The organism is Devosia yakushimensis (assembly GCF_030159855.1).
Taxonomy (GTDB): domain Bacteria; phylum Pseudomonadota; class Alphaproteobacteria; order Rhizobiales; family Devosiaceae; genus Devosia; species Devosia yakushimensis.
The window spans coordinates 444156-462334 of sequence record NZ_BSNG01000001.1 but is presented as its reverse complement, the minus strand read 5'-3'; the positions used below and the strand labels follow the sequence as shown (position 1 = coordinate 462334).

Below are 18179 nucleotides of genomic sequence, written 5' to 3'. Positions count from 1 at the left end.
AGGGTACGATCATGGGACAATTGATCGACGGCAAATGGTCCACCCAATGGTATGATACCAAGAAGACAGGCGGCAAATTCGAACGCAGCCAGGCCGGGTTCCGCAACTGGATCACCGCGGACGGTAGCACCGGCCCATCGGGCACAGGCGGCTTCAAGGCCGAGGCGGGCCGCTACCACCTCTATGTGTCGCTGGCCTGCCCGTGGGCGCATCGCACACTGATTTTCCGCAAGCTCAAAAATCTCGAAGACCTGATCACCGTCTCGGTCGTCTCGCCCAAAATGCCCGACGAAACCGGCTGGAGCTTCAAGACCGACGAAGGCTCGACCGGCGACAGCCTGCTGGGCAAGGATTTCCTCTGGCAGGTCTATACAAAGGCCGTGCCGGACTATACCGGCCGCGTCACCGTGCCTGTGCTCTGGGACAAACAGACCGGCACGATTGTCTCCAACGAAAGCTCGGAAATCATCCGCATGTTCAACTCGGCCTTCGACGAGCTGACCGGCAATACCGACGACTATTATCCCGAAGCCCTGCGCGCCCAGATCGATACGATCAATGCCCGCATCTATGACGACATCAATAATGGCGTCTACAAGGCCGGCTTTGCCACCAAGCAGGAGGCCTATGACGAGGCGGTCGCCAAGCTGTTCGAGGCGTTGGACTGGGTCGAAGGCCTATTGGGCGAAACCGCCTATCTCACGGGCGACACCATCACCGAGGCCGATTGGCGGCTATTCACCACGCTGGTTCGGTTCGACGCGGTCTATGTCGGCCACTTCAAATGCAACCGCCGCCGCATCGCCGACTATCCCAATCTCAGCCACTACCTCAAGGCGCTCTACGAGGTTCCCGGCGTCAAGGAGACGGTCGATCTCGACCATATCCGCACGCATTATTATTGGAGCCACATCACTATTAATCCGACGCGGATTATTCCGGTTGGGCCGGAATTGCCGTTTTTGAAGTGAGCGCCCCTTTCTACCCTCTCCCCTTGTGGGAGAGGGACCGACCTGACGCGTTCAGCGGAAGGTCAGGGTGAGGGGTCCTGCGCCATCCCATGCTTTAATGCCCGTGGAAGCGCCCCTCATCCGCCCCTTCGGGGCACCTTCTCCCACGAGGGGAGAAGGAAAGAACCGCCCTTAATACCCCCAAATCTCCCGCTTGGGCTGCCCATCGAAATATTCATCGATCCGCTGTGATGTCGCCGGGGTCACCCCCTGCGGCAGCGCCTTGCGATCGAACCAGCCGGCCTCGGCTATCTCCCGGTTCGGCTTGAAGGCGCGCTCCAGCGTGTGGGTCTTGGCGACATAGAAGGCGACGTGATCGCGATCGGTCACCGGGCTCGCATTATGATAGATGCCGAACAGCTCGACCGGTCCGGTCACCCGATAGCCGGTTTCTTCCAGCGCCTCGCGTCGCGCCGCCGCTTCCATGGTTTCCCCAGGATCCACGCCCCCGCCAGGGAATTGCCAGCCGGGCACATAGGTATGGCGGATCAGGAACACCTTGTCCCCATCCACCAGCATGATGCGGGCGCCTATCGTCATCCTGTGCCAAAGGCCCTTGAGCGTCAGGAAGACCTTGGCGCGCACCTGCTGGAATCGATTCATCTGCATCGCTGGCTCCGTTTTCGCCCTATCGGTAGCAGAGCTTTGATGACGACAAAATTGACGTTACAGGCGATTGCCCGTTTTCTTGCCCCTCCCCTTCTGGCATTACGCCCATAATGATCACCCTCGCCCATATTTCCGACATCCACCTTTCGCCCATGCCCGACATCGCCCTGCGCGATCTGTTCGGCAAGCGGCTGACCGGCTTTCTCAACTGGAAGATCAAGCGGCATGGCGAGCTCAATAGCGAGACGCTGGCGAGCCTGGTTGCCCATATGCAGGCCCAGAATGCCGATTTTACGGCAGTAACGGGCGATCTGACCAACCTGGCGCTCGATATTGAGATCGAACGCGCCGGCAAATGGCTGGAAGCCCTGGGCAGCCCGGACCGCATCGCAGTCTGCCCTGGCAATCACGACGCCTATGTGCCTGGCGCGCTGGAGGAAGCCCAAAAGCAATGGGGCAACTATCTCAGAGGCGAAACGCTGGACGGAGCCGCTTTCCCCTTCGTGCGGCGGGTTGGCGAACTGGCCGTCATCTCCTGCTCAAGCGCCGTGCCGACACGCCCTTTCCTTGCTATCGGGCGGTTCGAGGAAAAACAGGCCGACCGGCTGAGCCGCATTCTCAAGGCCATGGGCGATGCGGGTTATTTCCGCACCGTGCTCATCCATCACCCGCCCAATGCTGAATTGCAGCACCCCTCTTTCGGGCTCAAGGGTCACAAACTGTTCCGCCAGGTGATTGCCGAACACGGTGCGGAGCTGATCCTGCACGGGCACACCCACCGCTCCTCGATCCATTCCATTCCGGGCAAAAACCACGAAGTCCCCGTAGTTGGCGTCGCCGCTGCCAGCGCGGCACAGGGCGGCACGCTGGACGATCCGGCGCGCTACAACCTCTTCCGCATCGAAAAATCCGGCGAGGGCTGGACCTGCACCATGCGTGAATACGGCTTCCAGCGCCTCGGCTCGGACATCGTCATGCGCCTGCAAATGCGAATCTACTGAGCACCTTCGGACTTATCGTTCGATTGGTTTTGGCATTGGGCACGCAACCCACCTATCGAAAATCGGCTTGAGGGTTCCTCTCATGCTGCATCCTCTCCGTGCACTGAGCTGAGTGCCGCAAGTTCGCGCGCCAAAGCGTGTAGCCGGCTCAGGTCCGGCCAGCGGGGCGCCGCCTTGCCCTCCGTGAGGTCGGACACGACCGCACGCCAGAAGCAGCGGAGGCCTGTCTCGAATATGCCGTGCGGTTGCTGAAGCCCGCCGGCAGTACCATGACGAACCAGCAAAGGACGCGCCGAACCGTCCAGGACACCGCTCACTTCAAGCCGCTCGGATAGGCCGATAATATCCAGTTCATAGTCGGACTGGCCGGTGTCAATACGGCCCGACCAATTGACGACAATACCACCCTGGGTCTGCGCCGTGCCGATGTGTCCATTGTCTGAGCTGGCCAGAATGCGCACCTTCGATATCGGCCCAAGCACGGCCTCAAGACCGGCAAGGTGCTCCAGCAGCACCTCATGTATCGTGCCGCGCCAGCTCAAACGACTGCGCACAAGACCTGCTGAGGCAAGGGTCGCGCCGGTATCGAGCAAGCGCAGCCTCGGCGCCAGCGCCAGAGCCGGGAACACCGGAACGGCAGCCTCGCCCAGGATGCCGATCGCGGCGTCGTCGAGCAAAGCTGGCTGCGTCACCACCAATCCTTTCGGCGAGACCGCAAGGGCCGCCGTGATGGATCTCAGGTCTGGTGTCGTGGTTGCGATATCAGCCTGCCCCGCGCCGACCACCCGAAGACTGGCAGGAAGGCTGGCTATGGTTGCGGCATGGTCGAGATCAAGCGAGCCGAAGGCCCGGACGGTCAGAAAACTGTTCATGCCGCTGCCTCCAGCAGCCGATCAATGCCATCGGCAAGATCGAGGGCGAAGCCAAGATCGGCGATGACTGTATCGAGATCGATGGGGGGCTCGGCGCCGCCGCGGACGGTGCCGGCAATGGCCTGCCAGAGTGCCTGGTAGCCATTGACGCCGGACTGGAAGACCTGCGTGCCATCGGGACCGGCCAGCTCCACGCGGGCCGAGCCGGCCATGACATAGGAGGGTGGCATATCCGCCCGCAGGCAATGGGTCTTGCCGAGCACTTCGAAGGTCCATTTCGGCGGCCACTGCCCCGGCATCATTCCGCTCAGCTCGGCGGTCGAGCCATTGGCGGCGCTGACCAGCGTGTAGCCGAATGGCGGCAGGAATTGTGCGAGTTCCAGAGTACCCACTTCGGGGTGGAAGTCCCGGACGAGCGGGATATTGTGGATGGCAAGGCCCAGCATGGCGCCCCGCATCATGGCCTGCTTCATCGCCAGATCGGGTGGCCCCGAAGGCCGGGGTATGGGTGGCACGGGGACCAGTTGTGTTGCCTGATCGGTGAACACGTCATTGGTCGGCAGGAAGATGCCATTGCGCACCTGCACGGCCGTATCGCCGCTGGCCCGCCATGCCGCGCGGGCCGCGAGATAGGCCGGATCATAGGCATGCATGGTACCCACGAAGATCACCGTGCCGCTGGCTTTGGCAGCATCCCGGATCATCTCGGCTTCGGCCTTGGAGACAGCGAGCGGCTTCTCGCACAGCACCGCTTTCTTGCCGGCACGGCAGGCGGCAATCACCTGGTCGGCGTGAAAGGCATTGGGACTGCAGATGGCCACGACCTCAACCGCGGGGTCTTCATAGATGGGGGTAGCGTCGGTCGAGCCAACCGCGCCGTAGCGAGCGGCGACCTCATCGGCCACCACCGGATTGACGTCCATCACGCGAATAGTCCGGAACTGCCCACCCAGCGTGGCGATGGCCGGGAGGTGGATGGCCTGCGTGACAGGACCGCCGCCGATAAAGCCGATGCCGATCGGGTTCATGACCGGGCCTCAAGGCGGGGCCGCAGCCACTGCGCTGCAACGCGGGCGCTTTCCTCCACCGTCGGCTGGTCGGCAATGTCGACCTCGACGACGAACCAGCCATTAAAGCCGCCAAGCGCCTTGAGCGCGCCGTCGAGATCGATGCTGCCACGACCCGGTTCGGTCCAGATGTGGGCAGCGCCGGCATCGTGATAGCCTTTGCCTGCCGCGCGCGTGTCATCGGCCACCGCTTTGCGGTAGTCCTTGATATGTACGGCGCCGACGCGGGAAGCGTGCCTCCTCAAAAAGTCATTGAGATCAGCGCCCGCCCAGCTGAGGTGGCCAGTATCGGGCCCCACCAGCAAGATGTCGGCACCAACGCGGTCCAGCACGAAATCGGTCTCGGCAACAGTCTCGATCTGCGTGCCGACATGGGCATGGAGGCAAGGAATGACGCCTTCCGCCGCCATGGCAGCGGCCACCTTGCCAAGGCCATCGGCAATGCGGGCCAGGGTTTCGGGATTGCTGCCCACGCCCACGGCCGGCGTAGAAATGCGAGCCGGATTGGCCCCGAACTGTTCGGCGATGAAGATGCGGTCGAGGCCCAGAACGGCGTGATCGGCGGCCGCCTTGCGGGCCGCCTCCATGGTCGCCGGCAAGGCCGCGGCGTCGGCGAAGTTGGACTGGAAATAGCCCGGCGCCGGCTTGAGGCCATGATCGCCCAGCAGCGTGGCATAAGCGGCGGCGGTGCTGCCCTGCGGGACTTCGGCGTGGATGCCGTCATAGCCGGCATTCTTGACGATGGTCAGGATGGTGGGGAGAGGCGGGGCGAGCTCCGGCTTCCAGCCTTCGGCGGTGAGCGAGAAGGAGAGCGGATTATAGGCCATTTGGGTCATGCGAATATCTTTCATTAGGAATGGGGCGGGACGCGCTCCGGGAGAAAAGCGCGTCCCGGAACGGCCGGGAGGACGATCCGGCCGTTGACTTGTCAGTCCAGCCGCCGGCCGGACGCCTTGTCGAACAGGTGCGCCTTGCCCGGCAGCACGCGGATGTGGATGGTGTCGCCCGGCTGGACCTCGATGCGGCTGTGGAACAGTGCCAGCAGGTCGGACTTGCCAATGCGCAGCGTGACCTGGGTTTCCGATCCCGTGGGTTCGGTGACAACCACCTGCCCTGCCATGGCGCCCTCCGAACCGGCAGCTGCCAGTTCCAGATGTTCCGGACGAACGCCCAGGACCAGGCTCGCGCCTTGTTGCGCGGTGAGGCCAGGGACCGGAATAGTGGCACCGGAGGCAGTGGCGAAGCTGCCGGCCGTTTCCGCGGTGCCGTCGATGAGATTCATCGATGGCGAGCCGATAAAACCGGCGACAAACAGGTTGGACGGCTTGTCGTAGAGATCGAGTGGGCGCCCGATCTGTTCCACTACGCCGCCATGCATGACCACGATGCGATCGGCCATGGTCATGGCCTCGATCTGGTCGTGGGTAACGTAGACGATTGTGGTGCCGAGCCGCTGGTGCAGTTCCTTGATCTCGGCCCGCATCTGCACGCGCAGCTTGGCGTCGAGATTGGACAGCGGTTCATCGAACAGGAACACTGCGGGATTACGCACAATGGCGCGACCCATGGCAACGCGCTGGCGCTGCCCACCCGAAAGCTGCTTGGGCGTGCGCTCGAGCAACTCCCCCAGCGCCAGGATGTCAGCCGCCTTGCGGACAGCGGCGTCGATCTCGGCTTTGGGACGACGGGCCAGCTTGAGCGAGAAACCCATATTCTGCGCGACAGTCATATGCGGGTAGAGCGCGTAAGACTGGAACACCATGGCGATATCGCGCGCTTTGGGCGGCAGGTCGTTGACCACGCGGTCGCCGATCATGATCGTGCCGCCGGTGATCGATTCCAACCCGGCAATCATGCGCAGCAGGGTGGACTTGCCGCAGCCCGAGGGGCCGACCAGGATGAGGAATTCCCCATCCTTGATATCAACATCCACGCCATGCAGCACCGGCACTGTGCCGTAGTTCTTCCTGGCCGATTTAATCGTGAGTGAAGCCATTTGAATTATCCCTTCACGCCACCGGCGATAGCGCCATGGGTGATGAATTTCTGGACGAAGAGGAAAAGGATCAGCGTCGGCATCATGGTCAGCGTTGCTGCTGCCATCAGACTGCCCCAGTCGGTCGAGAACTGCTGCATGAACATCTGGATGCCCACCGGCAATGTCATGGCCTCGGTGGTCCGCAGGAACACATTGGCGACGAAGAACTCATTGTAGGAAAAGAGGAAAGCGAAGATCGACACTGCGGCAAGGCCTGGTCCCGACAGCGGCAGAACGATGCGGATGAAGGCTTCGATGTGGCCGCAGCCATCGATCAGCGCCGCTTCCTCGAGCTCGCGCGGAATGGTGTCGAAATAGCTCCGCGCCATCCAGGTGACAAAGGGCAAGTTGACCACCGCATAGACGATGATGACCGACACCGGCGAGTTGATGAAGCCCAGCGGCCGGAACAGCAGGAAGAGCGGGATCAGGGCCAGGATGATGGGAAACATCTGCACTGCGAACAATGCGGTCGAGTAGGCGTCGAGCAATCCATTGCGGAAGCGCGATAGGGCATAGCCGGCCAGCACCGCCGCGGTAACGCTGAACGCCGTCGCGCCAAGCGAGACGATCAGCGAATTGCGCAAATAGGTGAAGAACGGCGTATTGGTCAGGCCCTCGTAATTGGCGAGGGTGAAGCTGGCTGGGATGATGCTGCGCGAGGCCAGGATCTGCTCGGTCGTCTGCAGGGAATTGAGCATCAGCAGGATGATTGGCAGGTTCACCAGCAGCACGATGACCGTCATCGCCCCAGTCAGACCCCAGCGCTTGAGCAGCGTGTCATTGGTCATGGCATCAACTCCGGCGCTGCAGACGGAGCAGGAAGAAGACCAGCGCCATCAACACAAACAGGGTAACGAAGGAAGTCGCAGCGCCCATGCCGACATCGTTGCGGGCAAAAGTGTAGCGATAAGCCAGAACGACGAGGTTTTCCGTGGCATTAGCCGGCCCACCCTGAGCCAGTAGCCACGGCGTATCGAAGTCGTTGACGCTCCAGATGGTCATCAGCAGGCAAAGCACGATCGAGATGTTCTTGATCTGCGGCAGCGTAACGTTCCAGAACGACTGCCATTTGGTGGCGCCGTCGATGGCCGCAGCTTCATAGAGCGAGCGGTCGATGCTCTGCAAAGCTGCCAGCAGCGACAGCATCATGAAAGGGAAGCTGCGCCAGATCTTGATCAGGATGACGATCGTCACGGCCCAATTGCTGTTGGACAGGAAATAGATCGGATCGCCGCCGAACAGGGTGATGACCTGGTTGAACAGCGCCTTCTCGTCATTGACCATCCAGCGCCAGGACACGATCGACACCAGCGACGGCACGATCCACGGCAGGAGCAGCAGCACGCGGAAAACCCCGCGACCGGGCATGTCCATCTGCAGCAGCAGCGCCAAACCGAGCCCGAGCAGATAGCAACCGGCAATATTGCAGGCGGCAAAGATCGCGCTGAAGCGCAGCGAGTGCCAGAACGCCGGAGAGGTCAGCAACTTGGTATAGTTTTCAAACCCCACGACATCGCCGCCCTTCATCAGCGAGCCATCGGTGAAACTGAAAAAGAACCCCTGCACCATCGGATAGGCGATGACGACCAGCAGCAGCAGCACCGATGGCGCCAGCAGGATTGCGGGGGTGACGAATTCGGGGGCCAACATCTGCCTGGCGCGGGTACGCCAGGCAGGAGCCTCGTTGCTATCGAGGGCGACAGTCATCAATCAGCCATGATCTCTTCGAGATGGGATTGGGCGGCGGCAAGATTGTCGCCGAGCGGCTGGCCCTGCCAGATTGACTGCATCAGGCTCATCAGGAAGCCGTCGCCATCGATCTCGTTGAGCTGCGGAAAGGTTCCACCCACTGCCGCCGACATGGTCTTGGACACCGGCAAATAGGTGTCGATGATGTATTTGACGCTTGGATTGTCCTGGAAATAAGCGTCGGCCTGGATCGACTGACGCGCGGGGAGGTTACCCGCCTTGCCTTCGGTCCACAGCGGCAGCGCGTTATCGCTCCACCACTTGAGGAAGGCCATGGTTTCGGCCGGGTGCTCGGTCTGGTTGTAAACCATGATGTTGTTGACCCAGTAGACCGTGCCGACATCGCCATGCAGCGCCTGCATCGGCGGGACGATGCCGATCTGGTCCTTCACACCGCCGGCCTGGTCAGGCAGCAGGGGACCGTTGAGCAGGAAAGCCGCCTCGCCGCGGAAAAAGGAACCGCGCGCATCGTCATTGACATAGCCGACGCTGGCCGGATTGACGGAGCCATCGGTCTTTAGATCGGTCAGGTATTGCAGCGCCTCGGTGGTGCGCTCGCCGTTCAGTGCGGCATTGCCATCGGCATCGAACAGGCCACCGCCATTATTGATAGAACTGGCCAGAATCCAGTGCATTCCGCCCGAGTCACCCGACGACACGAGACCGAACTTGCCGTCTGCCGTCAGCGTCTTGGCAGCGGCACGGAATTCTTCCCAATTGGTCGGAACAGCCACCCCTGCGGCCTCCAGCACGTCCTTGCGATAGAACAGCACGCGCAGGTCCACGGCCCAAGGCAGGCCGACATAGTGGTCGTCGTAGCGCAGCGCGTCGAGTGCGCCGGGAGCGAAGTCATTGGCATCAAGCTGGGCGACCACCTCGTCCACCGGCATGATGGCGCCCTGGTCATAAAGCTGCACCGCCTGGAAGCCGGCGCCAGTCGAGATATCGGGCGCGCTGCCCGAGGCGATCGCGGTGACGAAGGTCTCGTACCAGTTCGTCCACGGTACGGAGCGGTAGACGACCTGCACGTCCGGATGCTCGGCATTGTACTTGTCGACCAGCGCCTGGGCTGCGGCCGGATAGGTCGGTCCGCCCCAGATCATGTCCCAGAAATCGATGGATACGGGCTGCGCAAGGGCCGGGCCCGCGCATAGGCCCAGCGCGGTGCCGGCTAGCGCCAGCTTGATCATGTTGCGGCGCATGAAATTGGGTCTGCTCATGTTGGATTCCCTCCCAGGTCGAGCATCGTCGTTCGCGCTCCGGGCATCCGGGCGCGGTCTTGGTTTGTGATTAGAGATGCGCAGGCCGTTTCCTCGTCTCGGCCGGCCCTGGCCATCCTCCTACCCGGACGCCCCTGCAAGCGCCGGGCAGTCAATGCGCCACCCCGAGTTCTCTTGTTGGAATTCGTATGGTGACGTCATCATGTTGACGTCACCATATTGCCTTGAGTTTGGCAAGAGGGCATTTGTAGGCGTGTGGAAAGAGGAGATCAGTCAAGGATGAAGGCGAGTAAAGCCACCATGACGGACGTGGCGCGCCGCGCCGGCGTTTCAGCAGCCACGGTGGCGCGCGTTCTGTACAACAACGGCTATGTGAAGGAAGAAACGCGCATAGCTGTGAAAAGCGCCGTGGAGGCAACAGGTTACCGGCCCAACATGGTGGCCCGCGGCCTTCGCACCAGCCGCAGCTACACGCTTGGTCTCGTGGTCAGCGAGTCACGGCTTAACGCCTTCCATCCGGCAGTGGCGCATTTCGTGCAGATGGAAGCACTGCGCCAAGGCTATACCGTGCTGACTTTGAACAATAATGCCGATTCGGACATGGAGGCCGCGGGGGTACGGCGCTTCCTCGATCATCACGTCGATGCAGTCATTTTCTGCAGCGCCAGGGACCCCAGGAATGTCCGCATCATTGCCCAGAACGGCATTCCCACGGTCCAGGTCGAGCGGCACATCGCCCATGTCGGCGCCGTTGTGACGGTGGATGCGCATGACGGCATGCGGGAGGCCGTTGATCACCTCTATGGCCTGGGCCACCGGCGCTTTGCCTTCATTGGCGGCGACGTGGATTCCAGCAATATGGAGGGGAATCTCGACGACGCGATCGAGGCAGTCCGCGAGCGGCTGTTTCGCGAGAACCTAGCACGACATGGAATTGACGTGCCCGCGGCCAATATGCTCCGTGCCGTCTATTACGACGATAGCAAGCCGGTCCGGCAACCCGGATACCACCTGATGCGCCGCTTGCTGGCGCTTCCAGAGCGACCTACGGCAGTGATTTTCGGCTCCGACCTGCTCGCCGCCTCGGGGCTGCAGGCGATCAGCGAGGCTGGACTGAGCGTTCCCAACGACATTTCGATCATCGGCTATGACGACAGCATGGCCGAAATCCTGACGCCGGCGCTGACCAGCATCGCCCAACCCATCGGCGAACTCGGACGCCTCGCCGTGACCATGGCCCTTGCCGCAATCGAGAATTCGGAGAACGCAGAACCGGCCATTTCCACTGTGACCAGGCTTGTCATCCGCGAGTCGACAGCCACTGTACCAAACGAAGGGTCCGAGTGAGCTGAGCGCTACTGCATAAGGAAGGCCGTCGCGACCTCGGTAAGGAGCGGCGAGTCGATCAGGCTGTAATGTGTCGTGTTGGGAAGGATAGCGAGCTGGCCGGCGGGGCGCTGGGAGCCGTCAAGTCCGGCGTCGTGCAGACCGCCCCCGAGCAGCTGCCAGAACTCGACCATATGTTCGGGCCGTATGGAATCCGCATCCGCAAAGACCAGCAGAATCGGGGCCTTGATCGTCTTGATGCCCTCGGTCCAATCGTGGCCGGGCAGATTCATCTCGCCGCTCTTGCGCATCACGCTCTCCCAGTCGACGCCGGGGTAGAGCTGCGCGAGCGGCGAGGCCGCCAGTTGCTGGCCGATAGCGGCGGCCATATCAGGCATTTTCGCGAAGGCCTGCCGGACCTCGGGAAAGTCGCCATCGGTGCGGAAGGCCACGGAGACGACCACCAGCTTTTCGACCAGTTCTGGGTGCCGGATCGCGACCTGCAGTGCCACGGCGGCACCGAGCGAATAGCCCATGAAGCGAGCCTTGCCGATGCCGAGCTGCCGGAGCACGGCCGCGACATCGTCGGCCATCAGCTCGGACGACCACGGCCCGTCGCCGTCCGTGCTGAAGCCGTGGCCGCGCATATGAATGGCGATCACCTTGTGCGTCTTGGCCATCACGGCCAGCGGGGCGCCGAAGGTTGCAGACGGGTTGACGCCGCCATGCAACAGCACCAGCGACGGCCCGTCGCCATGGATCTCGTAGTAGATTTCGGCGCCGCCGACCGGGACCTTGCCCGTGTTGCTGGTGGTGCTCATCGGATTGTCTCCTGCGGTTTGAGCAATGATGGCGCTAATTGGATTTATCGCGTACCCGATTGTGAATTTCGGCCACATCGGAGGTCATGGCCTCGCCGAAATCACTCATCTCGAATACCGGACGGATTTCCAGCACGCCGCCGCCGTCCATGGGGTTGGGACAGCGCCGGGCCCAGGCCACCGCCTCCTCCATGTCCTTGACCTCCCAGACCCAGAAACCGGCAACCAGCTCCTTGGTCTCGGTGAAGGGACCGTCGATGACGGTGCGGCTTGAGCCGTCGAACAGGATGCGCTTGCCCTTTTTGGAAGGTTGCAGCCCATCGCCGCCCTTCATGATGCCGGCATCGACCAGCTCTTCATTGTATTTGCCCATGGCTTCGAGCAGCTCGGTGGAGGGCATTACCCCCGCTTCACTGTCTTCATTGGCTTTGACAAAAACCAAGACACGCATTTTTCGTCTCCTCAAATTGGACCGCCTCGCGGCCTTCAGACATACAACGAATGACATGTCCGGTTTTCGACACAAAAAAGCGCCCCACTCCCGCCACGGCGGCAAATCACTTATATGATTGGCAACTTAAAGGTGTGATCAGCCCCGTGACCGAACAATTTCTCATCGAGCGCCCTACCTTCAATCCGGCGACGGGCCAGGCCGTTTTCACCTATGGCCTGGGCGGCAAAAGTTTCACCGAGACCCTGACGCTGCCAGAAGCTGATGCGGAAAAAGCGGCCAGCCCCGCCTTCGTCAAGCTGCTCGACCTGACGGCAATCGTGCTGGGTGTCAGCTATTTCAAGCTGCGCGCACCCTTTGAGATTACTGCCCCCAATATTGCGCTGAGCGAGGCCGAACGGGCTTTCGCCATCGATGTCTATGAAAATGGGCTGGGCGAGTTCTATGCCCGCAACAATCTCGCCCGTTTCGGCAAGTTGACCATCTCGGCCCCCCATGACGCCGAAGCCGTCAAGCCGGCGGTGTCGCTGCCCGATCGTGCATTGCTGCCGATTGGCGGCGGCAAGGATTCGCTGGTCAGCGTTGATCTGCTGACCGCGGTCGGCCTCGATTTCACGCCCTTTGCCGTCAATCCCAAGGGTCCGATCATCACCTCCGTCGACAAGATCGGCACCAAGCCGGTCTATGTCACCCGCACCCTCGACGCCGAGATGATCCGCCTCTCCAGGGAACCCGGCTATTACAATGGCCATGTGCCCTCGACCGCGATCAATTCCATGATCGCCGCGCTCTGTGCGGTGCTGTTCGGTTTCAACCAGATCGTGCTCTCCAACGAGCGCTCGGCCAGCGAGGGCAATGTCGAATTCGACGGCCGCGAAACCAACCACCAATATTCCAAGTCGCTGGGCTTCGAACTGCTGATCGCCTCGATCCTGTCCGACGCGACCGGCGGAGCATTGAAATACTACTCCCTGCTGCGTCCCTATTCGGAAGCGCGCATCGCCTCGCTCTTCACCCATGAGACCAAGTTCGACCACGTCTTTTCCAGTTGCAACCGCAATTTCCGGCTGACCGGCAATGACGGCCCCCTCTGGTGCGGCGAATGCCCAAAGTGCCATTTCGTCTTTCTGATCTTTGCTCCCTTCATGGCCAAGGACAGGCTGCTCTCCATCTTCGGCAAGAACCTGCTCGACAATCTCGACAACGAGGCCTCGTTCCGCGAACTTTCGGGCCTGGCCGGGCAAAAGCCCTGGGAATGCGTGGGAGAAATCCTCGAAGCCGCGGCGTGCCTCTATACGCTGACGCGCCATGCCGATTGGCATGAGGCGGCCGTGGTCCGCGCGGTCAAGGCCGACCTGTTCGCCCAATATGGCGAACCCAAGCTGCAGGCTGCCATGGCCGAATGCCTGACAGACAGCCACGATCATCACATTCCGCCGGCGCTTGCCGCCAAGGTGGCCGCCTATGCGGTTTGAGGAACCTGTCCTGCTCTATGGTGCGGGCCGCGAGGCCATTTCCACCGCTGGCTTCCTGAAGGCCCGCCAGCCCGATCTCAAACTCTATGTCACCGTCGACAGTGGCGCGGCCGATATTCCGGGCACCGAACAAATCGCAACCGAAGATCTCGGAGCGGCCATTCACGAGCATCGCTTCGGCATCATCGTGAAAAGCCCGGGCGTCTCACGCTACAAACCGGTGTTCGACATTGCCCGCCATGCCGGCATTCCGGTGACGTCCAATCTCAACCTCTGGGGCGCAACCTATCGCCACGGCCGCACGGTCATCGCCATTACCGGCACCAAGGGCAAATCGACCACCGCCACGCTGACCCATCTGATGCTGACGCGGTCGGGGATCGATGCGGGGCTCGCCGGCAATGTCGGCGTCGCCCCGCTCGACATCGCCGATCGCCATCCGGTCGTCATCTTCGAATTGTCGAGCTACCAGACCTCGGACATGAATTTCCTGCCCGACATAGCGGCGGTCACCAATCTTTATCCCGAACATGTCGACTGGCACGGTTCGGTCGAGCGCTACTTCCACGACAAGCTGCATCTGATCGACCGGGAAGGCAGTTTCCCGGTGGCGCTGGGCGCGGGAGCCAGGGGCAATGCGCTGGTCGCTCAGGCCGTACGCGACCATCGCCGCCTCTTGCGCGATTTGACGCGCGAGGAGCGGGCCGCCATCGACAAGGCAGCGATGGGCTCGCGCCTCAAGGGCAGCCACAATATCGACAATGCCCGCCTTGCCGCCCAGATCGCCCTGGCGGCCGGAGCAAGCCTGAATGGCGTGGTGGCCGGCATCGCCGCCTTCGTACCCCTGCCCCACCGGCTCGAGGAACACCAGTTCGGCGGCACCATCTTCGTCAATGACTCGATCTCGACCACCCCCGAGGCGACCAAGGCGGCACTGGCCGCCTATAAGGGCTTTCGCATTGCCCTTATCGCCGGTGGCCATGAGCGCGAGCAGGACTATACCGAGCTGGCAAGCCTGCTGGCAGGCTATGGCGTGACAACTCTCGCCTGCCTGCCGGTGACGGGCGCGCGCCTGGCCGCTGCCACGCGGGTCGCCGCGCCACATATTACCGTCCTGGCCGAGCCCGATCTCGAAACGGCCATGCATGCCCTGCACGCCTACAAGGAGCGTTTTGATGCGCTCATCCTCTCGCCGGGCGCGCCTTCCTATAACCAATTCAAGAATTTCGAGGAGCGCGGGGTCCGATTTGTCGGACTTGCACAAGCCATTTTTGGCTAAGCTGTGCAACAAACCCGGCTGTCCGGCGCATATCCGATGGCTTAGTCTGGGATCAATTCCCATGCGTTGGAGGGGCCATGAACGGCGCCGTCTATCTATTGATCGCCATTGTCGGCGAAGTGATCGCCACGTCCTTCCTGCGGGCCTCGGCCGGGTTCACCCAGCTGGGCCCTTCGATCGTGGTGGTGGTGGGCTATGTCATTACCTTCTATTTTTTCTCGCTGGCGCTCCAGACCATTCCGGTCGGCATCGGCTATGCTATCTGGTCCGGGGTCGGCATCATTCTGGTCTCGATCATTGCCTATTTTGCCTATGGCCAGACGCTCGATCTACCGGCGTTGATCGGCATTGGCCTGATCCTGGCGGGCGTGCTCGTCATCAATCTTTTTTCCCAGTCATCGACGCATTGATCAAAACCGGCCATTGAGCGACGACGGCGGCACACCAGCCGCCGCCAACGTCGCCCCGATCCGCCCCAATAGGCCGGCATCGCTGATGCGCTTGCGCAATTGCGGCAATACGCCCGCCGCCCGGAAACTGGCAATTTCCAGCACCTGGGGCAGATAGCGATTGACGATGGCGCTATCCCCGGCCTCCTGCGCCGCCATGATGGCCAGCACCGGCCCCAGTTCCCGATCCGCCGCGGCATAGATTTCGGCATCGGCTATCGCCGTGGAGAAGTCGCGATCGCGCAGCGCCAAGAGCGCCGGCACACCGAAATACCAGGCGGGCGGACTGGGCGCCGCATTGATCGATTGCTCCGCCAGAGATCTGGCATCGTCGAGCCGGCCGGAAAAAGCCAGCAGCCGGGCATAACCCGCCAGGGCATCGGCACTGGCCGGATTGAGTTGCGTAGCCGAGCCGAAAGCGGCTTCCGCCTCGACGATTGCACCCAGGGTTTCGAACAATCGTGCCTGCTGCTCCCACACAAATGCACTGACCGGGGAACCGGCAATGGCCCGCGCCATATCGGCCTGGGCCGTGCGATAGCGGTCCGTTGCCGTGCTGTCTTCGCCCATTTCGGCCATGAGGCTCGCTGCCGCCGCCAGAGCCACCGGCTTTTCGCCTTCGCTTTGAGGCACAGCCGCAAAGCACGTCCTGGCCCGATCCGCCGCCTCGGCACTGCCCGTATCGCGATAAAGATCGAAGGCCACCCGGCAGAGATAGGCGTTTTCATTGCCGGTCAATGGGGCGCCGGAAGCCAGAAACTGCCGCGCCTGGGCATGGACCGGCCCTCTTGTGCTGCCCAGCACAAGGCTGAGCCGGCGCGACACCTCGTCAAGCGCCAGAGGTTCGCTGGCCCGCGCCAATGGCAGCGAGATGACATCGCTCCAGACGATATCGCTGGTGCGCGTATCGGTGAGAATGGCACTATATTGCACCATATCGGCATCGATCCGCGCAATGCCGCTAAGCGCGAAGCCACCCGGCGAAGCCGGTTGGGCTGCGGGCGTCGGACCGCCGTCATAGCGCACATCCATGGTGTCAAAGGCTTCGAGATCGGTCACCAATTCGATGGCAAGACCCGATACCGACAAGGGTCCCCGCCCCTGCCCGGTGAGATTTTGGAATTCCGACACACCCAGGCTGGGTCGCTGCACCGCGCCGGCAGCCAGGGTCAGCGCCTCCTGTCGGGGCTGCCAGGTCGCCAGGGAGAACGCAAGCGCCCCCGTGCCCAGCGCGATGACGGCCAGCGCAAACCAGGAAAGCGTTATGCTCCCCCGTGGCCTGGATGGCGCGGGGACCGGCTCTTCCTCGACGACAGGCGGCGCCGGCAATGTCTCGGTATCAACCAGGTCGAAGTCAGGCACATAGCGGCCCACGGGCAGGCGTATCCGCACACGCTCGCTGGCTCCGGCGCCCTGATAATAAGTGTGGAGCAAAGCCCGCAGCCGCCGCGCCTGCACCCGCACGATGGGGTCTGCCTGCGGGTCGAAATCGGCCGGGCGGCCGAATACGTCCACCGCTATCGAATAGGCCTTGATGGCCTGCTGCTCGCCATCGAGCGTGCGTTCGACGATATAGCTGGCAAAGCGCGCCAGCTGCGGCGAGCGCGCAATTTCGGGCCACTCGAGCAACCGGCCGAGTGCCACAAGGATCTGATCACGCTCTGGCACAGAGGGACTAACGGTACACCTCCCCGGGCAGCGCGGAGATCATCCTCCTTTACATGTAAAATTCAAGCGAATGTTACCTTTGCATTACCCCGCTTTGCCTGTTTCCCACCGCCGGCTTCGCGCATAGGCCATGTGTCGGCGCCTGTTTGTGGCGCGACCTCGTCTGCGGTGGTGCGGCGCCTCCGCTGACATTCTTGACCATGCAAGACTCGCTCGGCCCCCGCCAGCAATGGCGGTGTGGCCGATTCTCTTTGTTTCCGGATGCCAATCGTCCGGCGCCAGTTGGCATGCAACTCCTGCGTCCACAGGTTGCATGCCTCGGCGGGGAGCGACGCCCGCAAGTTCTGCCTTTGGGCTGGCCTTGCATTCCCAAGCTCCCTCCCCGCCATTCGTCTAACCCGTCCGGCAGCTTGCACCTTGCGCCGGAGGGGATGTGCCGGCCCTGCTCCAAGGGGGCGAGGCACCAGGGCGCGGTCGCGACACCTCCCGGTCGCGTGCCGTACGGGGGGAGGAGCAGGGCTGCGCGCATGTCCCTCCGCGCGCGCCATCAATCTCCATCTGCTTCTCCCCGCGGCCCTTTTCCCTCATGGGCGCCCGGCTGGGCATCGCGCCCCACCACCTGATGGGCAAAAAATCGCAGCATGGCGAGAATTGCCACCGCCAACACCGCCACGCCCAATGCAATCAGATAATAGCCAAGCGCCGTCGCGACGCCCACCGCCCCTGCCAGCCACATTCCCGCGCCGGTGGTGAGCCCCTGCACACCCCCGCCGCGCCGGAAAATGGCGCCGGCCCCAAGAAAGGCTATGCCGGCCGTCACCGCCTCTACGGCACGGATCGGGTCGGGATTGGAGCGTCCTTCCCCCTGGATGGTATGGAATATCTCGAAGGCCAGAATCGTGAAAAGCGCGGCCGCCACCGCGATCAGGATATGGGTGCGCAGCCCCGCTTCGGCCGTGTGCCATTCCCGCTCAAAGCCGATCATCGCCCCCAGGATGGCCGCGATCAGCAGGCGAATGGCGATGATATGCTGGGGCAGGAAAGTATCGACATAGCCGAATGCATTGCCGGCATCCATGGCACAGACCCTGATTGTGGCGCTGCTGTCACAACCGGAAGCCTGCTCGCTTGGTTCCGCAGC

18 protein-coding genes are annotated in these 18179 nt (G+C 62.4%); 6 read left to right on the top strand and 12 right to left on the bottom strand.

Annotated features, from left to right (window positions below):
• Nucleotides 1-11: 11 nt before the first annotated feature.
• Nucleotides 12-971 (top strand): glutathione S-transferase family protein, encoded by a 960-nt coding sequence (locus tag QQL79_RS02130; protein WP_284387460.1) that lies wholly within the window; start codon nucleotides 12-14, stop codon nucleotides 969-971.
• 171 nt (nucleotides 972-1142) lie between these two features.
• Here QQL79_RS02130 and QQL79_RS02125 read toward each other — a convergent pair whose 3' ends face one another.
• Complete coding sequence (locus tag QQL79_RS02125) at nucleotides 1143-1619, bottom strand: NUDIX domain-containing protein (protein WP_284387459.1); 477 nt, start codon at nucleotides 1617-1619, stop codon at nucleotides 1143-1145.
• 110 nt (nucleotides 1620-1729) lie between these two features.
• On the opposite strand from QQL79_RS02125, the gene QQL79_RS02120 reads away from it, so the two are divergent.
• Nucleotides 1730-2620: a metallophosphoesterase family protein gene (locus QQL79_RS02120; protein ID WP_284387457.1), complete on the top strand. Its 891-nt coding sequence runs from the start codon at nucleotides 1730-1732 to the stop codon at nucleotides 2618-2620.
• An 80-nt stretch (nucleotides 2621-2700) separates the two neighbouring features.
• Here the strand turns inward: QQL79_RS02120 and QQL79_RS02115 are convergent, their stop codons facing one another.
• The 7 genes from QQL79_RS02115 to QQL79_RS02085 all read right to left on the bottom strand — a co-directional run bounded on the left by QQL79_RS02115 (nucleotide 2701) and on the right by QQL79_RS02085 (nucleotide 9569).
• Nucleotides 2701-3492: a hypothetical protein gene (locus QQL79_RS02115; RefSeq protein WP_284387456.1), complete on the bottom strand. Its 792-nt coding sequence runs from the start codon at nucleotides 3490-3492 to the stop codon at nucleotides 2701-2703.
• The gene (locus QQL79_RS02110) at nucleotides 3489-4520 is read right to left on the bottom strand and encodes a Gfo/Idh/MocA family protein (RefSeq protein WP_284387454.1); all 1032 of its coding nucleotides are present in this window, start codon (nucleotides 4518-4520) and stop codon (nucleotides 3489-3491) included. The genes QQL79_RS02115 and QQL79_RS02110 overlap by 4 nt, the downstream gene beginning before the upstream one ends.
• The gene (locus QQL79_RS02105) at nucleotides 4517-5395 is read right to left on the bottom strand and encodes a sugar phosphate isomerase/epimerase family protein (protein WP_284387452.1); all 879 of its coding nucleotides are present in this window, start codon (nucleotides 5393-5395) and stop codon (nucleotides 4517-4519) included. The genes QQL79_RS02110 and QQL79_RS02105 overlap by 4 nt, the downstream gene beginning before the upstream one ends.
• Before the next feature lie 92 nt (nucleotides 5396-5487).
• Nucleotides 5488-6555, bottom strand: coding sequence for an ABC transporter ATP-binding protein (locus QQL79_RS02100; protein WP_284387449.1), 1068 nt, complete (start codon nucleotides 6553-6555; stop codon nucleotides 5488-5490).
• Nucleotides 6556-6560: 5 nt separating this feature from the next.
• Nucleotides 6561-7388: a carbohydrate ABC transporter permease gene (locus QQL79_RS02095; protein ID WP_284387448.1), complete on the bottom strand. Its 828-nt coding sequence runs from the start codon at nucleotides 7386-7388 to the stop codon at nucleotides 6561-6563.
• A gap of 4 nt (nucleotides 7389-7392) precedes the next feature.
• Entirely contained in the window at nucleotides 7393-8307 is a 915-nt protein-coding gene (locus QQL79_RS02090) for a carbohydrate ABC transporter permease (RefSeq protein WP_284392799.1), read from the bottom strand.
• Nucleotides 8307-9569, bottom strand: coding sequence for an ABC transporter substrate-binding protein (locus tag QQL79_RS02085; RefSeq protein WP_284387447.1), 1263 nt, complete (start codon nucleotides 9567-9569; stop codon nucleotides 8307-8309). Before QQL79_RS02085 ends, QQL79_RS02090 begins: the two co-directional genes overlap by 1 nt.
• A 279-nt stretch (nucleotides 9570-9848) precedes the next feature.
• On the opposite strand from QQL79_RS02085, the gene QQL79_RS02080 reads away from it, so the two are divergent.
• Nucleotides 9849-10916 (top strand): LacI family DNA-binding transcriptional regulator, encoded by a 1068-nt coding sequence (locus tag QQL79_RS02080; protein WP_284387445.1) that lies wholly within the window; start codon nucleotides 9849-9851, stop codon nucleotides 10914-10916.
• Between the two features lie 8 nt (nucleotides 10917-10924).
• Here the strand turns inward: QQL79_RS02080 and QQL79_RS02075 are convergent, their stop codons facing one another.
• Both QQL79_RS02075 and QQL79_RS02070 read right to left on the bottom strand, forming a co-directional pair.
• Complete coding sequence (locus QQL79_RS02075) at nucleotides 10925-11716, bottom strand: alpha/beta fold hydrolase (protein ID WP_284387442.1); 792 nt, start codon at nucleotides 11714-11716, stop codon at nucleotides 10925-10927.
• 34 nt (nucleotides 11717-11750) lie between these two features.
• Nucleotides 11751-12167: a YciI family protein gene (locus tag QQL79_RS02070; protein WP_284387441.1), complete on the bottom strand. Its 417-nt coding sequence runs from the start codon at nucleotides 12165-12167 to the stop codon at nucleotides 11751-11753.
• A gap of 146 nt (nucleotides 12168-12313) precedes the next feature.
• Here QQL79_RS02070 and QQL79_RS02065 point away from each other — a divergent pair, with 146 nt between their 5' ends.
• The 3 genes from QQL79_RS02065 to QQL79_RS02055 all read left to right on the top strand — a co-directional run bounded on the left by QQL79_RS02065 (nucleotide 12314) and on the right by QQL79_RS02055 (nucleotide 15331).
• Nucleotides 12314-13642, top strand: coding sequence for a MurL-like N-terminal domain-containing (locus tag QQL79_RS02065; RefSeq protein ID WP_284387439.1), 1329 nt, complete (start codon nucleotides 12314-12316; stop codon nucleotides 13640-13642).
• Nucleotides 13632-14921 carry a UDP-N-acetylmuramoyl-L-alanine--D-glutamate ligase gene (murD, locus tag QQL79_RS02060; protein WP_284387436.1) on the top strand — a complete coding sequence of 430 codons (1290 nt, stop codon included), beginning with the start codon at nucleotides 13632-13634 and terminating at the stop codon, nucleotides 14919-14921. The genes QQL79_RS02065 and murD overlap by 11 nt, the downstream gene beginning before the upstream one ends.
• A 77-nt stretch (nucleotides 14922-14998) precedes the next feature.
• Entirely contained in the window at nucleotides 14999-15331 is a 333-nt protein-coding gene (locus tag QQL79_RS02055) for a DMT family transporter (protein ID WP_284387434.1), read from the top strand.
• Here QQL79_RS02055 and QQL79_RS02050 read toward each other — a convergent pair whose 3' ends face one another.
• Nucleotides 15332-17014, bottom strand: coding sequence for a tetratricopeptide repeat protein (locus QQL79_RS02050; protein WP_284387432.1), 1683 nt, complete (start codon nucleotides 17012-17014; stop codon nucleotides 15332-15334).
• Between the two features lie 571 nt (nucleotides 17015-17585).
• Nucleotides 17586-18116 (bottom strand): MgtC/SapB family protein, encoded by a 531-nt coding sequence (locus tag QQL79_RS02045; protein ID WP_284387431.1) that lies wholly within the window; start codon nucleotides 18114-18116, stop codon nucleotides 17586-17588.
• Nucleotides 18117-18179 lie beyond the last annotated feature (63 nt).

Coding starts and splice junctions, on each gene's coding strand:
- QQL79_RS02130 (WP_284387460.1), top strand. CDS start 12: ATGGGACAATTGATCGACGGCAAATGGTCCACCCAATGGTATGATACC.
- QQL79_RS02125 (WP_284387459.1), bottom strand. CDS start 1,619: ATGCAGATGAATCGATTCCAGCAGGTGCGCGCCAAGGTCTTCCTGACG.
- QQL79_RS02120 (WP_284387457.1), top strand. CDS start 1,730: ATGATCACCCTCGCCCATATTTCCGACATCCACCTTTCGCCCATGCCC.
- QQL79_RS02115 (WP_284387456.1), bottom strand. CDS start 3,492: ATGAACAGTTTTCTGACCGTCCGGGCCTTCGGCTCGCTTGATCTCGAC.
- QQL79_RS02110 (WP_284387454.1), bottom strand. CDS start 4,520: ATGAACCCGATCGGCATCGGCTTTATCGGCGGCGGTCCTGTCACGCAG.
- QQL79_RS02105 (WP_284387452.1), bottom strand. CDS start 5,395: ATGACCCAAATGGCCTATAATCCGCTCTCCTTCTCGCTCACCGCCGAA.
- QQL79_RS02100 (WP_284387449.1), bottom strand. CDS start 6,555: ATGGCTTCACTCACGATTAAATCGGCCAGGAAGAACTACGGCACAGTG.
- QQL79_RS02095 (WP_284387448.1), bottom strand. CDS start 7,388: ATGACCAATGACACGCTGCTCAAGCGCTGGGGTCTGACTGGGGCGATG.
- QQL79_RS02090 (WP_284392799.1), bottom strand. CDS start 8,307: ATGACTGTCGCCCTCGATAGCAACGAGGCTCCTGCCTGGCGTACCCGC.
- QQL79_RS02085 (WP_284387447.1), bottom strand. CDS start 9,569: ATGAGCAGACCCAATTTCATGCGCCGCAACATGATCAAGCTGGCGCTA.
- QQL79_RS02080 (WP_284387445.1), top strand. CDS start 9,849: ATGAAGGCGAGTAAAGCCACCATGACGGACGTGGCGCGCCGCGCCGGC.
- QQL79_RS02075 (WP_284387442.1), bottom strand. CDS start 11,716: ATGAGCACCACCAGCAACACGGGCAAGGTCCCGGTCGGCGGCGCCGAA.
- QQL79_RS02070 (WP_284387441.1), bottom strand. CDS start 12,167: ATGCGTGTCTTGGTTTTTGTCAAAGCCAATGAAGACAGTGAAGCGGGG.
- murD (WP_284387436.1), top strand. CDS start 13,632: ATGCGGTTTGAGGAACCTGTCCTGCTCTATGGTGCGGGCCGCGAGGCC.
- QQL79_RS02055 (WP_284387434.1), top strand. CDS start 14,999: ATGAACGGCGCCGTCTATCTATTGATCGCCATTGTCGGCGAAGTGATC.
- QQL79_RS02045 (WP_284387431.1), bottom strand. CDS start 18,116: ATGGATGCCGGCAATGCATTCGGCTATGTCGATACTTTCCTGCCCCAG.